The organism is Nonomuraea typhae (assembly GCF_009760925.1).
Classification (GTDB): domain Bacteria; phylum Actinomycetota; class Actinomycetes; order Streptosporangiales; family Streptosporangiaceae; genus Nonomuraea; species Nonomuraea typhae.
Map to the genome: position 1 here is coordinate 118,564 of NZ_VRLV01000018.1, position 19,588 is coordinate 138,151.

General features: G+C 70.9%; 19 protein-coding genes. 9 read left to right on the forward strand and 10 right to left on the reverse strand.

From position 1 onward, the window contains the following. Positions 1 to 91: 91 nt before the first annotated feature. The gene (locus FVE25_RS45280; protein WP_157253708.1) at positions 92 to 616 is read left to right on the forward strand and encodes a cysteine dioxygenase family protein; all 525 of its coding nucleotides are present in this window, start codon (positions 92 to 94) and stop codon (positions 614 to 616) included. A 74-nt stretch (positions 617 to 690) separates the two neighbouring features. After that, complete coding sequence (locus FVE25_RS45285) at positions 691 to 1,260, forward strand: dihydrofolate reductase family protein (RefSeq protein ID WP_157253709.1); 570 nt, start codon at positions 691 to 693, stop codon at positions 1,258 to 1,260. Positions 1,261 to 1,395: 135 nt separating this feature from the next. Here the strand turns inward: FVE25_RS45285 and FVE25_RS45290 are convergent, their stop codons facing one another. Next, entirely contained in the window at positions 1,396 to 1,824 is a 429-nt protein-coding gene (locus FVE25_RS45290) for a hypothetical protein (RefSeq protein ID WP_157253710.1), read from the reverse strand. A 226-nt stretch (positions 1,825 to 2,050) separates the two neighbouring features. On the opposite strand from FVE25_RS45290, the gene FVE25_RS45295 reads away from it, so the two are divergent. Next, the gene (locus FVE25_RS45295) at positions 2,051 to 2,284 is read left to right on the forward strand and encodes a hypothetical protein (RefSeq protein WP_157253711.1); all 234 of its coding nucleotides are present in this window, start codon (positions 2,051 to 2,053) and stop codon (positions 2,282 to 2,284) included. A gap of 394 nt (positions 2,285 to 2,678) precedes the next feature. On the opposite strand, the gene FVE25_RS45300 is transcribed toward FVE25_RS45295, so the two are convergent. Together FVE25_RS45300 and FVE25_RS45305 are read right to left on the reverse strand one after the other, a co-directional pair. Next, a complete protein-coding gene (locus tag FVE25_RS45300) occupies positions 2,679 to 4,913 on the reverse strand; it encodes an MMPL family transporter (protein ID WP_157253712.1) in 2,235 nt (744 codons plus the stop codon). Continuing rightward, positions 4,910 to 6,052 (reverse strand): serine hydrolase domain-containing protein, encoded by a 1,143-nt coding sequence (locus FVE25_RS45305; RefSeq protein ID WP_246268469.1) that lies wholly within the window; start codon positions 6,050 to 6,052, stop codon positions 4,910 to 4,912. The genes FVE25_RS45300 and FVE25_RS45305 overlap by 4 nt, the downstream gene beginning before the upstream one ends. A 270-nt stretch (positions 6,053 to 6,322) precedes the next feature. Between FVE25_RS45305 and FVE25_RS45310 the strand changes: the two genes are divergently transcribed. Continuing rightward, positions 6,323 to 7,507, forward strand: a complete 1,185-nt coding sequence (locus FVE25_RS45310; RefSeq protein ID WP_157253714.1) for a sensor histidine kinase — start codon at positions 6,323 to 6,325, stop codon at positions 7,505 to 7,507. Further along, positions 7,504 to 8,196, forward strand: a complete 693-nt coding sequence (locus tag FVE25_RS45315) for a response regulator (RefSeq protein WP_157253715.1) — start codon at positions 7,504 to 7,506, stop codon at positions 8,194 to 8,196. Before FVE25_RS45310 ends, FVE25_RS45315 begins: the two co-directional genes overlap by 4 nt. 414 nt (positions 8,197 to 8,610) lie before the next feature. Here the strand turns inward: FVE25_RS45315 and FVE25_RS45325 are convergent, their stop codons facing one another. Continuing rightward, positions 8,611 to 9,696 carry a helix-turn-helix domain-containing protein gene (locus FVE25_RS45325; protein ID WP_157253716.1) on the reverse strand — a complete coding sequence of 362 codons (1,086 nt, stop codon included), beginning with the start codon at positions 9,694 to 9,696 and terminating at the stop codon, positions 8,611 to 8,613. A gap of 99 nt (positions 9,697 to 9,795) precedes the next feature. On the opposite strand from FVE25_RS45325, the gene FVE25_RS45330 reads away from it, so the two are divergent. Beyond that, the gene (locus tag FVE25_RS45330) at positions 9,796 to 11,097 is read left to right on the forward strand and encodes an MFS transporter (RefSeq protein WP_157253717.1); all 1,302 of its coding nucleotides are present in this window, start codon (positions 9,796 to 9,798) and stop codon (positions 11,095 to 11,097) included. On the opposite strand, the gene argG is transcribed toward FVE25_RS45330, so the two are convergent. Beyond that, the gene (gene argG, locus FVE25_RS45335) at positions 11,000 to 12,442 is read right to left on the reverse strand and encodes an argininosuccinate synthase (protein ID WP_157253718.1); all 1,443 of its coding nucleotides are present in this window, start codon (positions 12,440 to 12,442) and stop codon (positions 11,000 to 11,002) included. The two genes, FVE25_RS45330 and argG, sit on opposite strands and share 98 nt — an antisense overlap. Positions 12,443 to 12,576: 134 nt before the next feature. Between argG and FVE25_RS45340 the strand changes: the two genes are divergently transcribed. Further along, positions 12,577 to 12,864: a YciI family protein gene (locus FVE25_RS45340; RefSeq protein WP_157253719.1), complete on the forward strand. Its 288-nt coding sequence runs from the start codon at positions 12,577 to 12,579 to the stop codon at positions 12,862 to 12,864. A gap of 13 nt (positions 12,865 to 12,877) precedes the next feature. On the opposite strand, the gene FVE25_RS45345 is transcribed toward FVE25_RS45340, so the two are convergent. From FVE25_RS45345 to FVE25_RS45360, 4 genes are read right to left on the reverse strand one after another with little or no spacing between them, the layout of a single operon-like run. Then, positions 12,878 to 13,684 carry an ABC transporter permease gene (locus tag FVE25_RS45345; RefSeq protein WP_157253720.1) on the reverse strand — a complete coding sequence of 269 codons (807 nt, stop codon included), beginning with the start codon at positions 13,682 to 13,684 and terminating at the stop codon, positions 12,878 to 12,880. Next, the gene (locus FVE25_RS45350; RefSeq protein ID WP_157253721.1) at positions 13,681 to 14,616 is read right to left on the reverse strand and encodes an ATP-binding cassette domain-containing protein; all 936 of its coding nucleotides are present in this window, start codon (positions 14,614 to 14,616) and stop codon (positions 13,681 to 13,683) included. The genes FVE25_RS45345 and FVE25_RS45350 overlap by 4 nt, the downstream gene beginning before the upstream one ends. Before the next feature lie 48 nt (positions 14,617 to 14,664). Continuing rightward, on the reverse strand, positions 14,665 to 14,892 hold the full coding sequence (locus FVE25_RS45355; RefSeq protein ID WP_157253722.1) for a hypothetical protein: 228 nt from the start codon (positions 14,890 to 14,892) through the stop codon (positions 14,665 to 14,667). Continuing rightward, complete coding sequence (locus FVE25_RS45360; protein WP_219825942.1) at positions 14,889 to 15,290, reverse strand: MBL fold metallo-hydrolase; 402 nt, start codon at positions 15,288 to 15,290, stop codon at positions 14,889 to 14,891. The genes FVE25_RS45355 and FVE25_RS45360 overlap by 4 nt, the downstream gene beginning before the upstream one ends. Before the next feature lie 151 nt (positions 15,291 to 15,441). On the opposite strand from FVE25_RS45360, the gene FVE25_RS45365 reads away from it, so the two are divergent. Beyond that, positions 15,442 to 15,870, forward strand: a complete 429-nt coding sequence (locus FVE25_RS45365) for a MarR family winged helix-turn-helix transcriptional regulator (RefSeq protein WP_157253723.1) — start codon at positions 15,442 to 15,444, stop codon at positions 15,868 to 15,870. A 243-nt stretch (positions 15,871 to 16,113) separates the two neighbouring features. Then, positions 16,114 to 18,297 (forward strand): transglycosylase domain-containing protein, encoded by a 2,184-nt coding sequence (locus tag FVE25_RS45370; RefSeq protein WP_157253724.1) that lies wholly within the window; start codon positions 16,114 to 16,116, stop codon positions 18,295 to 18,297. A 27-nt stretch (positions 18,298 to 18,324) separates the two neighbouring features. On the opposite strand, the gene FVE25_RS45375 is transcribed toward FVE25_RS45370, so the two are convergent. Further along, on the reverse strand, positions 18,325 to 19,578 hold the full coding sequence (locus FVE25_RS45375; RefSeq protein WP_157253725.1) for an MFS transporter: 1,254 nt from the start codon (positions 19,576 to 19,578) through the stop codon (positions 18,325 to 18,327). Between the last annotated feature and the right edge of the window lie 10 nt (positions 19,579 to 19,588).

Below are 19,588 nucleotides of genomic sequence, written 5' to 3' on the forward strand. Positions count from 1 at the left end.
GTCCAAGATTGGAACTCTTATCAGCGCCACTCTATTCATACCGTTGGAAACGCGGCACGACGGAGATGCCGCACCGACTGATGAGGCGGCCATGACACTCCTGAAGCAGCCCCTGCCCACCGCGCCCCGGCTGGACCCGCTGGTGAGCGGCATCCGCGCCGCGCTGAACCACCGCGGCGACTGGCAGCGCACCGCCCAGCACGCCGCGAGCGAGCTGCGGCGCTACCTGCCCGCGCCCGAGATGCTGACCGGTATCCCTCCCGGCGAGCTGCTGCACGTCGAGCCGGACGGAACCTTCTCGATCCAGGCCATCGTGTGGCCGGCGGGCCGCATCACACGGATCCACGACCACGTGACCTGGTGCGTATTCGGCGTCATCCAGGGCGTACTGGACGAAGAACTGTTCACGCTCGATGGCAGCGGAGACTGCCTCGTTCCGGTGGGGCGCAGCACGAACGCGACCGGCGCGGTCAACGGCTTCGCCCCGCCCGGCGACATCCACCGGGTCGCCAACAACGCCGGCCGCACGGCCATCTCGATCCACGTGTACGGCACCGACCTGTCCCGCATCGGCTCCAGCGCGCTGCGCTCCTACGACCTTCCCGTCCGGCCATGAACGAAGCCCACACCCAGCAGCACAGCGGCCAGCCGGCGGACCACCACTCGCGAGCAGACCACAGGAGGCGACAGATGAACGACACCGAGCCGCAGACCGCAGGCGGGAAAGTGCTTTTCCACTTCGCGATGTCACTGGACGGGTTCGTGGCCGGACCCGGCCACGCGATGGACTGGATGACCGGAACGACCAGAGCGGGCCTGCAGGATGAATACATTCAGACCACCGGCGCCGTCCTGGGAGGCCGGGACGGGTGGGACGCCATGCCTGACGCTCGCCCCTACGGCGGCGCCTGGAAGGGGCCGATCTTCGTGCTCACCCATCATCCCGAGGACGCCACGCCCGCCGCCGACGTCACATTCCTGAACTGCGGCCCAGCCGAGGCCGTGCGGATCGCACTGAAGGCGGCCGGCGGCAAGAACCTCGAAGTGCTCTCGCCGACCATCGGGCGCCAGCTTCTCGACCTGGGGCTGATCGACGAGATCGATCTCCACATCATGCCGGTCATGCTCGGCCAGGGCATCCGGCTCTACGACGCCCCCGCCAGCGAGCCGATCAACCTGCACCACATCGGCCAAAGCGACCCCGCCACGACCATCAACGTGCGGTACCGGCCCACCACGACGACGAAGATCCCCGCCTGAAGCGGAGCCGGGCAACTGAGCGACAGCAGCCGACGCCGGGCCGCCCGCGCTGCCGAGATCGTCCGGCCTGATATACGCGGGTGATGGCGTCCTGGCGGATCGAAGCACTGTCGCCGGGCACGGTCGGAGTGGCGCTCATCGCTCGTTGATGCTCTGGTCGCGGCCGGCCTGATACACGCGGCTCTGACCTGAAGCGCGGGCGTTCATCTGGATGTTGGCCGCGCCGTCACCGGTAACGATGATCCCGCTGTTGTCCCCGCCGATGGCGACCGACCGCTCCCCCGCCGCCGCGACACCGGGCTGTTCCGCCTGCCCGCCCTCGCCAGCGGACCCGCCGGCGCCCGGATCCGGGTCGGGGGCCGACGCCCTGGTCAGCCGGAAGGTGACCAGCGCGGCTGCCGCGGCCACCGCTACGGCGATGCCGGTCCACGGCCAGCTCCAGCCGTCATCGGTGAGAACCTGGTTACTCGCCACCGCAGTGCCCACACCGAGCGGCACCGACAGCAGGAGCAGGATCCGCCTGCCCCACGCGCTCTTGGCCCTTACCCGTGCTGGTTCGCGCATATGGGCATCTTCGACCTCCACTCGGGATCGCGCAACGTCAACACCGGGCCAGGTCCGGCGGATCAGGTGTCGAGGTTCGCCCCGATGTCACAAAGCCTGTAACCGGCCTCGATCTCTGCGAGACGGGCCTTGAACTGGCCTGCGAGTAGGAGCGGGGGTTAGCGTCACATTCGTTGACAGTGAGTGTCTGAGCAAGCAAGTCTTGCACGATGGCGGAGTCTGGGGCGTGGCGGTCGTCCGAGCGGATGTTGAGCGGTTCTGCGCGGAACTGGTGGAGGTGGCGATCAGGCTGGCGGAGCTGCGGGTGACGCTGGAAGGCGTGGTGGCGGCGGCCCCGGCGCAGGCGATGGCCGATGCACGGGATGGGGGGCTACGGCGGATCGGCCGGCAGGTGGGGATGTCACACGAGCAAGTACGGCGGATGCCGGCCGAGCGGCCGTCCGCTCCGGGGCGTTCCTGAACCCCCGCTGGGGGGAGATCATGAACGCCGCGCCTGGCGCGAGTGCCTGCGCCGTCATGAGGTGTTCGTGCCCGGTGGGGCGGCCCCACCGCCGGGCTGCCGGCTGGCCCGGCGTGGGAGCGGGCCCGTGCCAAGGTGTGCCGCGACCTGGGCTTGCCGGCCGAGCCGGGCGCCGACACGCAACGGTGGGCGCACACCCCGGACTCCGCCTACAAGCAGCTGGCCGCGGGCCTGTCGGGCTCGGAACCGCTGGTAAAGCGCTTTCCCCCGGTTCGGAACAGTCTCGGCGGGAGACCTCTGCCCGCATCACCTCCGACCACGACGACACGGCCGCCGACATCAGGCGAGATACCTGCACCAAGCGGTGTGTTTCTGGCGTACCCCTTCCATGCCGTCAGGGGCGGTGGCTAGGGCGAGCCCCAAGAGGCTGGGGCCCGGTCGGGTGCAGGGCGTGTTCGGGCGCACGGTCCTGCGGGTTCGTGGTAGGTCGAGGGCGGACCGGCCACCAGACGGCCCGGCCGAGCAGTGCGGCGAGTGCGGGGACCAGCACCAGCGACACCACAAGCGCGGAAACCATGATGCCCAGCGTCATCGCGAAGGCGATCTGTTCGTTGCCCGAGGATGTGGCGAGGCTGGCGAAGGAAGCGGCTAGCACCACGCCGGCCGTCGTGATGGCCGGTGTCGTGTGCCGTACGGCACGGGCCACGGCGGCGCGGGCCGGACCTGGTCGCCGCATCTCCTCCCGGATCCGGTCGGTGATCAGGATGTTGTAGTCGGTGCCCAGGGCGACGACGAACAGGAACAATACGAGCGGGAGGGTGAAGCTGACGCCCGGCTTGCCGAGTATGTGCTGGAACAACAGGGTGGCGGCACCGAGGGTGGCGGCGAAGCCGAGCCCGACGGAGAGCATCAGGATCACCGGCGCGAGCAGGCTGCGCAGAAGTAGCAGGAGGATCAGCGCGATCAGCGCGGCCGCGACCGGGAACACGATCGTGAGGTCGTGCTCGACGGCCGTCGAGATGTCGGCGATGATCGCCGGGGTCCCGCCCACGTGTGCCGTCGTCCCGGCGGGCGTGTGCTGGGCGACCGCGGCCCTGATCGGTCCGGAGGCCAGGTCGCGGGCCTGCTGGCTCTGCGGGTCCGCGGTCGGATAGAGGTCGATCCTGGCGGCGCGGTGGTCCTTGTTCAAGACGGTCTTCGCGACCTGGCCCACACCCTTGACCTGGGTGAGCGCTCGCGATAGACCCTCCAGCCGGTCTGCGGTGAGGGTGCCGCCGTCCTTGGAGGTGACGAAGACGCTCGTCGGGTCCGACACGCCGGCCGGCAGCGTACGGGAGATCTCGGCCGCGGTGGCTGCGGCAGGGGTCTGGGTGCTGAGGCTGCCCTGGCCGTAGTCCATGCGGATGCCGATCCCCCCGGCGGCCAGTGCGGCGAGCAGGGCGACAGAGGCGGTCAGCATCATCAGCGGGCGTCGCGTGACCAGCTCACCCAAGCGGCCGGCACGGCCCTCGCGCGTCTCGCGGTGCAAGGCCGTGCTGGAGGGCCAGAACATCTTGCGGCCGGTGGCCGCGAGCAGCGCCGGCAGCAGGGTGAGGCTGCCGAGCAGCATCACCAGGATCGCGACGGCGATCGCGGGGCCCATCGAGCGAAACTGCCCGAAGGTCGCCAGTCCCAGCGTGGCGAAGGCGGCCACGATGGTCAGCGCCGCCGAGGTGATCGCGGTGCCCACCCGGCCGGAGACCTGCCCGGCCACCTCGCGGACTGACTGCTCGGGCCGGGCCCGCAGTGCCTCGCGGAAGCGGAACAGCAGGAACAACAGGTAGTCGATGCCAATGCCGAACAAGACCACGTTGATCAGTCCGGGGGTGCTCGCGTCGAGCTTGAGCCCGGTGATCATCGCGGCGCCGGCGACGGCGCCCGCGGCCACGAAGCCGATCAGGGCGACCGCGAGCAACGGCAGCAGGGCCGCCAGCACGCTGCGAAACACCAGCACGTTGAGCAGGATGATGAGCCCCATGATGAGCCCGCCCCCGACCGTCGTGGCGATCTTGCGGGAATCGACGGTGTCGACGGCGTCGGCGAGAGGCCCGGTGAAACCGGTACGCATCCCCGCCTCTGAGAACTGCGTCCGGGCGGCGTCCCTGAAGGTCCGGTAGACGCCCTGGACGCCCTTGTCCGCACGATTGCCGATCAGCTCGATGGAGAGCAGCTCGAAACTCCGGTCGGGCGCCGTCATCGCCGGGGTGATCGTGGGGGTCTGGGAGCGGTCGGGGACCAGGTACTGCTGCGGACCGTCGTCCTCCCTCGGCATGATCACCCGGCGTTTGGCCAGCTTCGCCGCCTCGGCCTCGATCCGCTTCTGATCAGCGGCGCTGAGGGCCTTGCCGTCGGCGCGGGCGACCAGCACCGTCACCGTGGTCGCGTCGGGATTCACCCCGAACCGCTCCTCGGCGATGTTCAGGGCGGCGGCCGAGTCGTAGCTGCGGGGCAGGAAGTCCCCGGTCTGGTTCTGGGTGACCCGGTCGAACAGGGTCGGGGTCAGGGCGCTCAACGCGACGCCCAGCACCGCCCAGAGGGCGATGACCTTCCATGGGTGCCTGGTGGAGTATCCGGTCAAGGCGCGGATCACGACGTGCTCCGGCGGACGGAATCGGCGCAGAGTGCGTTGTCGATCAGGCGGGCCGTGGCCTGGCCCTGCTCTCGCGTGCCGGGGTAGGTGGTCCGGGAGACGATCACGCTGGTACGGCCGTCCTGGGTGACGGCGTTGTCGGTGATGAACCCGGGGGTGCCGCCGGGGTGCGTCCAGGCCGTGACTCCGCAGCTCAGTCGTTGCTTGGCCATACCCAGCCCGAACTCCCTGCCGGGCACGCCGACGGGGACCGTGGTCATCATCCTCTTCAGCTGTTGCTGCGACAGCACCTGCCCGCCCAGCAGGGCACGCCAGAACCTGGCCAGGTCTTCTGTGGTGGTGACGGCCTCGCCCGCCGCGCCGGCCCAGCCGAGGCTGAGCAAGGTGGAGCGGAACGGGCGCCCGGTTTCGGCGTCCTCGGTGTAGGACTGCACGTGCGGCCTGGGCAGGAGCGGGGAGTCGCCGGGCAGGGTCGTGTTCCGCAGCTTCAGCGGCTTGATGATCCGGCGCGTCACCTCCTCGCGCCAGGAGTTCCTGGCGGCCTTCTCGATGATCATCCCGGCCAAGGTGTAGTTGATGTTGGAATAGCTCCAGCGGGAGCCGGGGGCGAACAGCGGCCGATGGCCGACGCTGAGAGCCACCAGCCGCCGCGGGCTCATGCGCAGGAACCGGTAGGTGCGGTAACCCCGCTCCGTGTGCATCTTCTTCTCGATGTCGCCCACGGAGTCGTGCAGGCCGCTGGTGTGCTGGAGCAGGTGCTTGACGGTGATCGCGCGCCCGTCGTTGCCGTTGCCGCGCACCAGCCCGGGAAGCCAGCGCTCGACGCTGTCGTTGACGGAGAGCCGCCCTTCCGCTTCGAGCTGCAGGATCACGGCGGCGACGAAGGTCTTGGTGTTGCTGCCCATCCGGAAATGCCCGCCGCTCGGGACCGGCGCCTGACGGCCCAGCACCGCCGTACCACTGGATGCGGCCAGATCGGCGCGGGGCGAGCGCACCCGAGCCTGCACGCTCAGCGTGCCGGCGTCGCGGATCGCGTCCAGGTCCGCTTGCAGGGCCGCCCGGTCGTAACCGGGGGAAGACGCGTGCGCCGGGCTCACCGCCAGCACCCCGGCCGACACGGCCACGGCCGCTGTCACCACGCCCGCATGGAATCGACGCCGGCCAACACTCATTTTTGCCTCCTGGCAGATGCACCTGGTGCCGGGGGTTCCCGGCAGGTATCCAGACCATCAGTCAGAAGAGCGGCAAACCTCCTGGCAGCGGATGATCCTGACCGGGGCCCTGAGACCTTCCCCCAGTCCGCCACCAGGACCCTGGTCCTAGTCCAGGTCCGCGCGGTGAGAGCATCGCGACTGCTGTGCAACCCTGGTTCGGGGGCCAAAGGGCCTGATACAGGGGGAAGTCAGACAATGTCCAGGAGCCGATACGTCGGGTCCGGCGATGCCCGGGAGCTGCCGTGGAGCCGTAACGACGCCCTCGTGACCGGCGGCGCCTGCGTGATGAACCTGCTCAGCTACGTGTTCTTCAACGCCTCCGACGGCCAGCACACCGTGAGCGTGACCGGGTTCCTCCTCGTCGCGCTGACAGCACTGCCGCTGCTGGCCCGGCGCCGCCACCCGGTGGCGGCGCTCGCCGCCGTCCTGGCACTCGACGCGACGGCCACCCTGACCGTGCCGCTGCCCCGGCACTTCGGCGCCGTGCTGGTGGTCGCCCTGTACTCGGCGGCCAGGGCCTGCCCCGGCCGCGTGACGGCGCTCGCGGCCGTCGCCACGGTAGCGGTGACGCTGCTGAGCCAGAGCAACGGCCGCATTCCGCCCTGGCAGGACGCGATCACCCCGCCCCTCACCACCCTGATCGTCGTCGGCGCCGCCATGGCGATGAACCGCTGGCAGCGGGAGGTGGACGCCAACCGCAGACTCCTCGCCGACCGTGCGGTGGCCGACGAACGCCGCCGCATCGCACGGGAGTTGCACGACATCGTGGCCCACCACATCACCACCATGCAGCTGATGGCCGGCGGAGCGCGGGCCAACCTCGCAGAACCGGAGGTGGTCAAGGACGCCCTGGTCACCCTGGAGTCCTCTGGGCGGCTCGCGTTGCGCGAGATGCGCCAGCTCCTGGACGTACTGCGGGACGGCGACGAACCGGAGGCCCCGCCGTCCCAGCCCCAGCCGGACGCCGACGACCTCGGCCGCCTGGTGGCCGAATCCCGCTCCGCCGGAGTGCCGACCGAGTTCAGCGTCCACGGGCAGCGGCGCCCGTTGCCCCCGACCGTCGGCCTCACGGTGTTCAGGATCGCCCAGGAGGCCCTCACCAACACCCGCAAGCACGCGGAGGCCGCCCGCGCGTCCGTGGAGCTGACCTACCGCCGGGATCGAGTCACCGTCGAAGTACGCGACGACGGCGGTGACGGCCCGCCGCAGGAGGGGGCGCGCGCCGGCGGATACGGCCTGATCGGCATGCGCGAACGCGTCGCCCTGCACGGCGGCACCCTCACCGCGGGCCCGCAGGCCGACGGGGGGTTCGCCGTGGTGGCCGACCTGCCACTGACCACGGACGAGGCGGCCGTCCAGCACGAAGGGGCGCACCGATGACCGCGCCGCCGATCAGGGTGCTGATCGTGGACGACCAGTTGCTGGTACGGCGCGGCCTGTCGCTGATCCTTTCCCCCGACCCGTCCTTCGAGGTCGTGGGAGAGGCCGAGAACGGCGCGGAGGCCGTCACCCTTGCCCGCCGGCTGCGCCCCGACGTCGTGGTGATGGACATCAGGATGCCCGTCCTCGACGGAGTCGCCGCGACCAGGGAACTCGCCTCCACCCTGCCCGGCAGCCGGGTCCTGGCCCTCAGCACCTTCGACATGGACGAGTACCTCGTGGGCGCCCTGCGCGCCGGAGCCTACGGGTTTCTGCCCAAGGACAGCTCGCCTGAGGACCTGAGCGCGGCGATCCGCACCGTCCACGCCGGCGACGCCGCCGTCGCGCCACGCCTGCTCACCCGGCTGATCTCCACCTACGTACGGGCGCCTCACGCCACCCGGCCGACAGCCACGGGCCTGGACGAACTCACACCCCGCGAGGTCGAGGTGTGGCGGCTGATGGCCACGGGCCTCGACAACACCGAGATCTCCCGCGCCCTCGGCCTCAGCCTCTCTACCGTCAAGAACTACATCACCAGCATCTTCGACAAGCTCTCCGTGCGCGACCGCGCCCAGGCGGTCATCGCGGCCTACGAATCAGGCCTGGTCACCGCCCGCCGGGTAACCGGGAACCCGCCCACCGGATAGCGCGGCCTCGCCCAGGGCACGCGCGTAGCCACTCCTCCGCCACCGGCGGGCGACGACGACTGCTGTCGGCGTTCTCACAAACGATCCATTCCCATGCTCCACTCTCACTCAGGAACTGCAATCCCAGATCGACGCCCCGGCCGCGCACGGCATCAGCCGCGACAAGATCTTCTCTGAGAAGATCAGCACCCGTCTGCGAGTGCGCCCGCAGTTCGAGGCCGCCCTCACCCTGGCCCGCCAGATCAAAGCCCACGCCCCGCACTGCCGCGTCATCCTCACCGTGTACGAGATGAAGCGCCTGCACGGCGCCCGCCCGCCGGTCATCACCGACGACATGCTGCACACCGTGCTGCGCCGCGGTCTTCCTCGTCGCCCTCGTGGTCACCGTCCGGGGCATGCGAGCTCGGAAGCGGCTCAGCGCAGTACGGCCGTCAGCAGGTCGGTACCCAGTGCCGTCAGATCGGGGAGATTGAGGGTGTGACGGACGTAACGACCATGCCGCCGGGCCGTCAGCAGGCCCGCGCGGCGCAGGACGGCCAGGTGGCGGGAAACCTCGGGGGGTGACAGTTCCCAGGCGTGGGCCAGCTCACCGGTGGTGTGCGGGCCGCGGGCCAGGGTGCGCAGCAGGCGCAGCCGTATCGGATGTGCGAGTGCCTCCAGCCGTAGCGTGACCGTTTCCAGCGAGACCGGCTCCGATGGGCTCGGCTCGGCCACGGGGTATTGGACCACCGGCTGCCATCCGGGCGCGTGGATCACCACCAGGTGCGGGCGGCCGAAGACGCTGGGGAGGAAGGTGATCCCGTTGCCGTGGGCGGCGATCGCGGTGTCCTGCAGCTTGTCGACGATGATGCGGTTGCCGTCCGGCGCCAGGGTGACGGCGCCGGAGATCGATGCGAGTGCCGCGCCGATGCCCTGGCGCTTCAGCAGGTCGTTCTTCAGGCGCAGGTCGGTGGCGAGGTGTACGGCGACGCCGGCCCAGGCGTCGTCGAAGAATGCCTCGGCGCACTGTTCGAGGGTGTCGCGCACCCGCGCCCGGACGGCGGCCGGGTCCGCGAGCAGCCGTTCCGCGAAGGCTTCTTGGCGCGCGCCGCGGGCCTGGGCCAGGTCCAGGGCCCGCTCGCGCGCGGTCGCGTCGGCGAGCGGCGACGGCGCGGCGAAGTGGACCCGGTTGCTGCCGCATGTGGTGATGAGCGCGGCGGTCACATAGGTTTCATCGTCGATCCGGTCTACGTCGTCCAGTTCCTCTGCGAGGGTGGGCCGGGGTCGAGCGGGGACCAGGAAGTCGGCTCGTGAGGAACGCCAGAGGAACTCCGCCTCCCTGAGCCGCTCGGCCAGCTCCGGCCGGAGCCCGGTCCAGACGTTCGCGGCCCAGCCGGCGAGCTGCGGGTGATGCCCGGGTTCGGCCAGCACGTGCAGCATCGCGGTCAGCTCGGCCAGCGGCGAGGCGGTGAACCGCAGCCCCTTGGACGGCAGGCCGGCGATGTCGATCCTCAACGTCATCCCTTCATCATCGCCGGACGGACGGCCGGCGGCCGCGTCGATTGACGGTGTCCGTCAACCGACACCGTCGGCCAGGCGGCCGGGCGCACTGTTGACGCCATGGCAACCACCACCAAGATCCGGCCGCGCGACCTCGTCCGTGCCTCCGGTGGCCCCCGCTATGCCGTCGCCCTGGCCGTGGACGCCCTTGGCACCGGCTTGCTGCGGCCCTTTCTGCTGCTCTACGGGGTGATGGTGCTGAGGCTGTCCGCGCCGGCCACCGGGATCGCCATGACGGTCGGCATCGTCATGGGTCTGGTGTGCATGCCCGCGGTCGGCCGATGGCTGGACAGGGGCGCACGCAGCACGGTCGTGGCGGCGTCGATGCTGGTGCGGGTGCTGGGCGTGGCGCTGCTGGTGGCCGCCCCGGCGGGAAACGTCTGGCTGTTCGCCACGGCGGCGCTCTTCCTCGGCATCGGCAACCAGGCGTGGCCGGCCGCCCACGCGGCCCTCGTGGCCACGGTGGCCCACGGCCGCGAACGCGACGCCGCCCTGGCGGCGGGCCGCGCCCTGCGCAACGCCGGCCTGGGCACGGGCGCCCTCCTCGCCACCGCGAGCCTGGCGGGCGGCACCACGGCATTGCAGGCCATGGCGGTCGTCACCGGGTTCGCCTATCTCGTCGCGGCGGCCTTGGCATGGTCGGTCCGCCTGCGCACGGATCCAGCCGCCGTCCCGGTCAAGGACGGCTCCGGCGGGCCCGCACCCCGGATGCGCGCGCTGCTGGCCGCCAACGTGGTCTACGTCTTCTGCCTCAACGTCCCCGAGATCGCCCTCCCCCTGATCCTGGTGACACAGCTGCACGCGTCCCCGGTGTGGTCGGCGGCCATCTTCGTGGCCAACACGGTGCTGGTGGTGACCCTGCAGGTTCCGATCACGGTGCTGATGTCCCGCGTCTCCCGGCGGACCGTGCTGGCTCTCGCCGGCGTGGTGCTCGCCGCCTCCTACCTCGGCTTCCTCGCGGCCACCTCGCTGGGACCCGGCTGGGGTGCTCCGGCGATCGCCGCGGTGTCGGTGCTCTGCACCCTCGGCGAGATCGTCTATGCCGGCAGCGCCACCGCGCTCGTCACCGTCCTCGCCCCGGCCCATCTCCTGGGACGCGCCCTCGCCCGCTTCCAGCTCTCCACGGGCTTCGGCCTGGCCGTCTCCCCGGCGGTCATCACCACTCTCGCCGCCCACGGCTCGGCCGCCCTCTGGGGCGGCCTCGCCGCCGCGACGCTTGTGTCCGCCTCCGCCGTCGCCACCGAGAAGGATCGGGGAACGCGGGTCAGTCCGTGCCGACCTCCATGGCGACCTGGTCGAGCAGTTCGTCGTCCTGCGTGGCCTGCCCGCGTGCCGCGATGGCCTCGGCACCGCCCTCGGTGAGGCTGCCGATGAGCTCGCTGGCCGCCGACTGCCCGGTGAGCGCCGGGTGCGCGTTGCCGACCATGCCGAGCCTGGCGTACTGCTCCAGCTTGGCCCGCGAGTCGGCGATGTCGAGGTTGCGCATCGTGAGCTGGCCGATCCGGTCGACGGGGCCGAAGGCGGGCTCGTCCACGCGCTCCATGGACAGCTTGTCGGGGTGGTAGCTGAAGGCGGGCCCGGTGGTGTCGAGGAGGGAGTAGTCCTCGCCGCGCCGCAGCCGCAGCGTGACCTCGCCGGTGACCGCGGTGCCGACCCAGCGCTGCAGCGCCTCGCGCAGCATGAGCGACTGCGGGTCGAGCCAGCGGCCCTCGTACAGCAGCCGGCCGAGCTTGCGGCCCTCGGTGTGATAGCTGGCCAGGGTGTCCTCGTTGTGGATGGCGTTGACCAGCCGCTCGTAGGCGGCGTGCAGCAGCGCCATGCCGGGCGCCTCGTAGATGCCGCGGCTCTTGGCCTCGATGACGCGGTTCTCGATCTGGTCGGACATGCCCAGGCCGTGCCGTCCGCCGATGGCGTTGGCCTCCAGCACCAGATCGACCGGGGAGGCGAACTCCTTGCCGTTGATCGAGACCGGCCGTCCCTGCTCGAAGGCGATGGTGACGTCCTCGGGGGCGATCTCCACCTCCGGGTCCCAGAACCGCACGCCCATGATCGGGTTGACGATCTCGATCCCGGTGTCGAGGTGCTCCAGGGACTTGGCCTCGTGGGTGGCGCCCCAGATGTTGGCGTCGGTGGAGTACGCCTTCTCCGTGCTGTCCCGGTACGGCAGGCCGCGCTCGAGCAGCCACTCCGACATCTCCTTGCGCCCGCCGAGCTCGCTGACGAAGTCGGCGTCCAGCCACGGCTTGTAGATGCGCAGAGAGGGGTTGGCCAGCAGGCCGTAGCGGTAGAACCGCTCGATGTCGTTGCCCTTGAAGGTGGAGCCGTCGCCCCAGATCTGCACGCCGTCGTCGAGCATGGCGCGCACCAGCAGGGTGCCGGTGACGGCGCGGCCGAGCGGGGTGGTGTTGAAGTAGGTGCGTCCGCCGGTGCGGATGTGGAACGCGCCGCAGGCCAGGGCGGCCAGCCCTTCCTCGACCAGCGCCGCGCGGCAGTCGACCAGCCGGGAGATCTCCGCGCCGTAGGCGGTGGCGCGGCCGGGGACGGATGCGATGTCGGGTTCGTCGTACTGACCGATGTCAGCGGTGTAGGTGCAGGGGATTGCACCCTTTGCGCGCATCCACGCGACCGCTACAGAGGTGTCGAGGCCGCCGGAAAAGGCGATCCCGACTCGTTCGCCGACAGGCAGGGAGGTGAGGACCTTGGACACGAGCAAATATATACACGGCACTGCATGGACATGCAAGGCGTTTCCATGCTCTGAGACGGGAGTGTGGCGGCGATGTCGAGAAATCCGCCGGTGATCCGACTCCCGGGTGACCTCACCAGAGCGAGGGAGCCTCGATGAAGTACCTGATCCTGATCTATTCCGGGCCCGAGACCGGCGAACGCCCCGACCCCTCCGCCGAACCCGGCGAACTCCTCTCCGCTGGCGTGCTGGCCGACCCGGTCAACACCCTGACCGTGCGCGTCGGGCGCGGCTCGGCCCTGGAGGAGCAGCTGACCGGCTATCTGCTGGTGGACTGCGACTCCCGCACCCGTGCCGCCGAGATCGCCGCGCGCATCCCCGGCGCGCGCTCGGCCACCGTCGAGGTGCGCCCGGTGATGGAGGCGGCGGGGCACGAGATGTGACGTGCCCCCCGCATCACGCACGCCGCCGATAGGCCCGTACGGCCAGCGGCGCGAAGACCAGAAGGATCGCGATCCCCCAGGCCAGCGAGGCCAGGACCGGCCCGCCGGCGGGGCCACCGATCATGAGCGCCCGGCTGGCGTCCATGACCTGCTCGACCGGGTTGACGCTCAGCCACACCTGCAGCCAGCCGGGCATCGTCCCCTGGGGCGCGATCATGCTGGTGCCGAACGTCAGCGGGAAGATCACCAGGAAGGAGAGCCCCTGAACCGACCCCGGTGAGCGCGCGATCATCCCGAACAGGACGAACACCCAGCTCACGCAGAAGGCGAAGAACATCGTCAGCAGGCAGGCGGCCACCGCGGACAGGAACCCGGTCTGCACCCGGAAGCCGAGCAGCGTGCCGAAGACCAGCATCGAGGCGGTGGCCACCACGTACCTGATGACGTCACCCAGCACCGAGCCCACCAGCGGCGCCGAGCGGCCGATGGGCAGCGCGCGGAACCGGTCGAAGACGCCCTTGTCGATGTCGGTGTTGAGGTTCACGCCGGTGGCCATGCCGGCGACCATCATGACCTGCACCAGCATCGCCGGCAGCAGGAACTGCAGGTAGGCGCCGGTGGAGCCGGAGACGGCGCCGCCCAGCAGGAATACGAAGATGACCAGGAACATCAGCGGCTGCAGCGTCACGTCGATGAGCTGGTCCGGCGTGCGCAGGGTCTTGGTCAGGCTGCGCCCGGCCAGCGCGAGGCTGTGCCGTAGCAGGCCGAACGGGCGGGGGCGCGTGCCCGTGGTCGTGGCCTTGTCCATGGTGAGCGTCATGCCGCGGCCTCCTTTCCGGTCAGTGTGAAGAACACCTCGTCGAGGCTGGGCAGGTGCAGCGACAGCTCGGTCGCGGCGATGCCGGCGGCCGCCAGCGTGGCGACGATCTCGGTGAAGGCCCGGTCGCCGTCCACGGCCACGCTCACCACGCCGCGGCCGGGGCGCTCGGGATGGCGGCCGGAGACGCGGGCCAGGACGGCCTCGGCCTCGGCCAGCCGCTCCGGGTCGGCCGGGCGCACCAGGACGGTCTGCCCGCCGACGATGCGCTTGAGCTGGGCCGGGCTGCCCTGGGCGATGACCCGGCCGTGGTCGATGACGGAGACGTCGTCGGCCAGCGCGTCGGCCTCCTCCAGGTACTGGGTGGTCAGCAGCACGGTGACGCCGTCCTGGACCAGGCCGCGCACGATGCCCCAGACGTCCTCCCGCTTGGCGGGGTCCAGGCCGGTGGTCGGCTCGTCCAGGAAGATCACGTCGGGGCGGCCGACCAGGCTGGCGGCCAGGTCGAGGCGGCGGCGCATGCCGCCCGAGTAGGTCTTGGCCTTGCGGTCGGCCGCCTCCTCCAGGCCGAACCCGGCCAGCAGCTCTACGGCGCGTACCTTGGCCTCGGCGCCGCGCAGGTCCAGCAGGCGGCCGATCAGCACCAGGTTCTCCCGGCCGGTGAGATCCTCGTCGATCGAGGCGTACTGGCCGGTCAGGCCGATCATCCGGCGTACCCGGGCGGCCTGCCGTACCACGTCGAGACCGGCGACGGTGGCGCGGCCGGCGTCGGCGTGCAGGAGCGTGGCCAGGATCCGTACCGCGGTGGTCTTGCCCGCCCCGTTGGGGCCGAGCACGGACAGCACGGTGCCCTGCCGGGCGGCCAGGTCGATCCCGGCCAGGGCGGTGGTGGTGCCGAAGCGCTTGACCAGCCCTTCGGCTTCGAATGCGTTCATGGCCGCCAGCGTGCCCGGCACCGCTGGCAGATCGAGCACAGAACGCTGTCAGGCGGCGTGCCGAACTGACAGCAGGCCGGCCGGCGGGCCGACGGCGACGACGGCGCCCGAGGGCGAGACCGCCTTTGACGTGCGCTCCGGTGATCGTGTTCTCGCGCTCCACCTTCCCGTCCGGCAGCCCCAGCTCGCGCAGCCGCCCGCCGCCGACCTGGTGCAGGCCGCCAGGGTGGCCAGCGCCAGCGTCCCGGCGAGGAGTTCACCTCGTGTCGTCGTCACACCTGCCCTACACCGTCGGGATGCAGAAGGTTCCAGGCGTTGTCCCGGACGCGGCCGAACTGCGCGTCGCCGAAGTGGATGCCGAACCCGATGGTGTCCGGGGCGGACAGTTCTCCGACCAGGCGCCGCCGGGCGAGGGCCGCCTCGGCGGGGTCGTGGCCGGCGACCGACGACAGCTCGGGGTGGGCGACCTGCACCGGCGAGTGCAGCGCGTCGCCGAAGGCGATCAGCCGCTGCCCGCCGGAGCTCAGCACGTAGGCGGCGTGCCCGGCGGTGTGCCCGGCCGCGAGCCTGACCCGCACCCCGGGGAAGATCTCTTCACCGTCGGCGACGGTCCGCACCTGATCGGCCAGGGAGGGCTCCGCGCCGTGCGCCCATTCCGCCTCCGACAGCAGCACCCGCGTGCCGGCGAAGGGCCGTGCGGCGTCGAGCAGCCAGCCGATGCCGGCCCCGCGTCAAAGGGTTCGTCAGGTCGCCAGAACTTACAACTAGAATCTTTCAAGCTGTAAGCTTTCAAGCTGAAATGATTTTTCTGGTACGGTGACCCGCATGAGCGAAGCCGACGAGGCGGAGCGGCGCGCGGTCGCCGAGCGCAACCTGTGCGGTCTGGTCAGCGGCCTGGCCCGGCGCATCGACGACCAGCTCAGGGAACGCGCCGCCACCCTGGGCCTGACCGCGCCCCAGGCCACCGCGCTGCGCGAGCTGACCGGCCCCATGACCATGCGGGAGCTGGCCGAGCGGATGAGCTGCGAGCCGTCCAACGCCACGTTCATCGCCGACAAGCTGGAAAAGCGGGGCCTGGTCGAGCGGCGGGCCGACGCGCGCGACCGGCGGGTCAAGCGCCTGGTGCTGACCCCGCAGGGCCTCGACCTGCGCGGGCGCCTGCTCGCGCTGCTCACCACCGGCTCACCGCTGTCCGGGCTGAGCACGCAGGAACAGGACCTTCTTCAGGGACTGCTCCAGCGGGCGATCTCCTGATCGCCGGCGGGCAAAGCCCGTCCCTGCTCCAGGCGTTCGGCCCGTTCACCCGGGCCTGCCCGCGCGGCGGAGCTGCCATACTCTTCCATGATCGGCAGCGCTCCCCGGCGTCGCTGACCAGCGTGGATAGCTGTTCCTGCATGACCGGATGACGAATATCGGTCTTGGACATCAGTCGGCATGATCTGGTCTTCTTTGGTGCGACATTTCGGGGAACGGGGAACGAGGGGGCACGAGGTGGGGATGACAGCCGGCCGGAGCGTGGCGAAGCTGGCGGGGGCCGGACTGGCGGCGGGGGTCGTCGCGGCGGGCCTCGCGGTCGCGCCGATCGGCGGCGCCGGGATGGCGATCATGGCGGCCACAGACGAGCTGAAGCCGGTGGAGCTCAAGGAGCCGCCGCTGGCGGAGAAGTCCACCGTGCTGGACGTCTCGGGCAAGCCGCTCGCCCAGTTCTACGAGGTCTACCGGGAGATCGTGCCGCTCACCGGCGTGGCCGAGGTGATGAAGACCGCGATCATCGCCATCGAGGACTTCCGCTTCTACGAGCACGGCCCGGTCGACATCCAGGGCATGGCCAGGGCGCTGGCCAAGAACCTGTCGGCGGGCGGCGTCAGCGAGGGCGGCTCCACCATCACCCAGCAGTACGTCAAGCAGGTCCTGCTCAACACCGCCGAGACGAGCCAGGAGAAGGACAAGGCCATCGAGGCCACCTACGCCCGCAAGCTCAACGAGCTCCGCCACGCGATGTGGGTCGAGGAGAAGTACACCAAAGACCAGATTCTCGAGAAATATCTGAACATCGCCTACTTCGGCGCCGGCGCCAACGGCGTCGAAGCCGCCGCCAAACGGTTCTTCGGCGTCTCGGCCGACGAGCTCACCCTCGTCCAGGCGGCCACGCTGGCGGGAGCCGTACAGTCGCCCAACAGCACCGACCCCGCGGTCGGCAAGGAACAGCGCGCACGGCTCCTCGAGCGCCGCAACCTCGTCCTGGACCGGATGGCCCAGCTCGGCAAGATCAGCCAGGAGGAGGCGGCCGAGGCCAAGGCGAAGAAGCTCGGCTACAAGGGGGTGCCGCTGCCCGGCGGGTGCGAGGCCAGCAAGGCGGCGTACTTCTGCATGTACGTGCGCAACGAGATCCTCAACGACCCCTCCTTCGGCAAGACCAAGACCGCGCGCAAGCAGTTCCTGGAGCGCGGCGGCCTGACCATCGCGACCACCCTCGACCCGCGCATGCAGGCCGCGGCCGACAAGGCGATCAAGAAGCGGGTCTTCGCCACCGACCACCCCGTGGCCGCCCAGGCGCTCGTCCAGCCAGGCACCGGGCAGATCAAGGCGATGGCGGCCAGCCGCGAGTACGGCAGCGACAAGAACGAGATGTCCTACAACCTCGTGGCCGACGTGGCCCACGGCGGCGGCATCGGCTTCCAGCCGGGCTCGACCTACAAGACGTTCACCCTGGTCGCCGCCCTCGAACAGGGCATGCGGGTCAACGACGGCATGACCGTGGGAGCCGGGTACCGGGCCTCCGGGTACTCCTCGTTCAAGAACTGCAAGGGCCAGCCCATCGGCGACCCCACCCACACGGTCACCAACGACGAGGGCTCCGGCGGCTACAAGACGCTCCAGACCGGGACCTGGGGCTCGGTCAACACCTTCTTCCTCGAGTTGGAGGCGCGCGTCGGACTGTGCGAGACCGTCAAGACGGCCAAGAAGCTCGGCAGCAAGCGGGCCGACGGCAAGCCTCTGGGCGAGTTCCAGACGTTCACGCTCGGCATCAACGAGAGCGACCCGGTCACCGTGGCCTCCTCCTACGCGGCGCTGGCCGCCCGGGGCAAGTACTGCGCGCCGATGGCCATCACCGCGATCACCGACCGCGACGGCAAGAAGACCGCCTTCAAGCCGGCCTGCCGCCAGGCCGTCGATCCCGAGGTGGCCGACGCCACCGCGTACGTGCTGTCCGGCGTGTTCACCAAGGGGACGATGCGCGGCGTGGGCGGCATCGGGCGCCCGGCGGCGGGCAAGACCGGGACCACCGACGACTACGCGGCCGCCTGGTTCGCCGGGTTCACCCCCGACCTGGCCTCCGCCGTCAGCATCGGCGACCCGCGCGGCGCCCAGCGGTACAAGCTGACCGGCGTCACGATCGGCGGGCGGTACTACAGCCTGGTGGCCGGGTCCACCATCGCCGGGCCGATCTGGCAGGAGACCATGGTCCAGGCGCTGAAGGGGACCCCGGCCACGCCGTTCACCCCGTTGAACACCGCCCGCTTCGGCGGCGGCGAGCCCCCGCCCGCCCAGGAGGAGACCGGCGAGCCCGAGAGCGAGCCCACGGGCGAGCCGTCGCAGGAGCCTTCCGGCCCGCCGGAGGAGGAGCCGACGGACATCCCGCTCGAAGAGCTGACCGACCTGCCCGAGGAAGGCCGCTGACCGCCTGCGAAGAGGGCCGCAGACCGCCTACGCGGCCGCCGGTTTGCGCCGCCGGGCCACCAGAAGCAGGACGCTCGCGATCACGCCGAGCGCCACGGTGACCAGCCCCGAGCCGCCGAGCGTCGCCTGCGGGCCCAGCGCGGTGGTCAGCGGCCCGCCGAGCGCGGTGCCGAGCGGCGAGGCGGTGAGCAGTACGGCGCTGCGGGCCGCGAGCATCGCGGCCAGGTGCTCCGGCGGCGACTTCGTCTGCATGAGCGTCACCGACAGCGCCACGAACGGCCCGTAGATCGCGCCGCCGAGCGCGAAGCACACGACGGTGACGCCCGTCGGCACGCCGAGCCCGAACGGCATCAGCAACACGCCCCACCCGATCACGATGGCCACCGTCACCGGCCAGAGCGGAAGCCGCTGCAGCGCGCCGACCGCCAGCCCGCCGAGCACCGCCCCGATGCCGAACAACATCCAGTACAGGCCCAGCAGCGTGCCCGGCGCACGCAGGTCCACGGTCACGTGCAGCGGCAGCGCGACCTCGACCGGGCCGTACAGGAAGTTGAAGAACCAGGTGAGTGTCAGCAGCCCGAGCAACTCCGGATGCGAGCGCAGCAGCGCCAGCCCGCCACGGGCCGCCGCCCGGTCGGTGGGAGAGACCCCGCCCGACTCCGGCAGCCTGGTGCGCAGGACGAGCACCGCGAGGAACACATAGGTGAGCGCGTCCAGCCCGAGCACCAGCGCCGAGCTGACATAGGTCACCAGCACCCCGGCGATCGCGGGCCCGGCGATCGTGGCGGCGAAGTTGAGCGAGCTGACCAGGGTGTTGGCCGCGAGCCGCTGCTCGCCGGGCAGCAGCTCGGCCAGCAGCGTGTACTTGCCCGCGCTCCCCCACGCGTGCAGCAGCGACGAGCCCGCCAGCAGCACCACGTACACCGGCGGCGTCAGCCACCCCGCCACCCAGGCGAGCGGCACGACGCCGAGCAACACCCCGCGCACCACGTTGTCGGCCAGCAGCAGCTTCCTGGCCGGAACCCGGCGCAGCCGCCGCCCGAACAGCAACGCCCCGGCCACACCGGGCAGGGTGTAGGCGGCCACCGCGCCACCGACCCACAACCCGGCACTCGCGGGCGGCGCCAGCTCGATGGCCAGCCACGCCACGGCCACAAAGCTCATCCCGTCCCCCAGGTAGGAGACGCCGAAGCCGAGAATCAGCCGCCGGAACACCAGGTTGGCCAGCACCGGCCGGTACGCGGCGGGGATGAGGCGCCTCGCGTGGTTCGTCACATTCATGGCCGATACG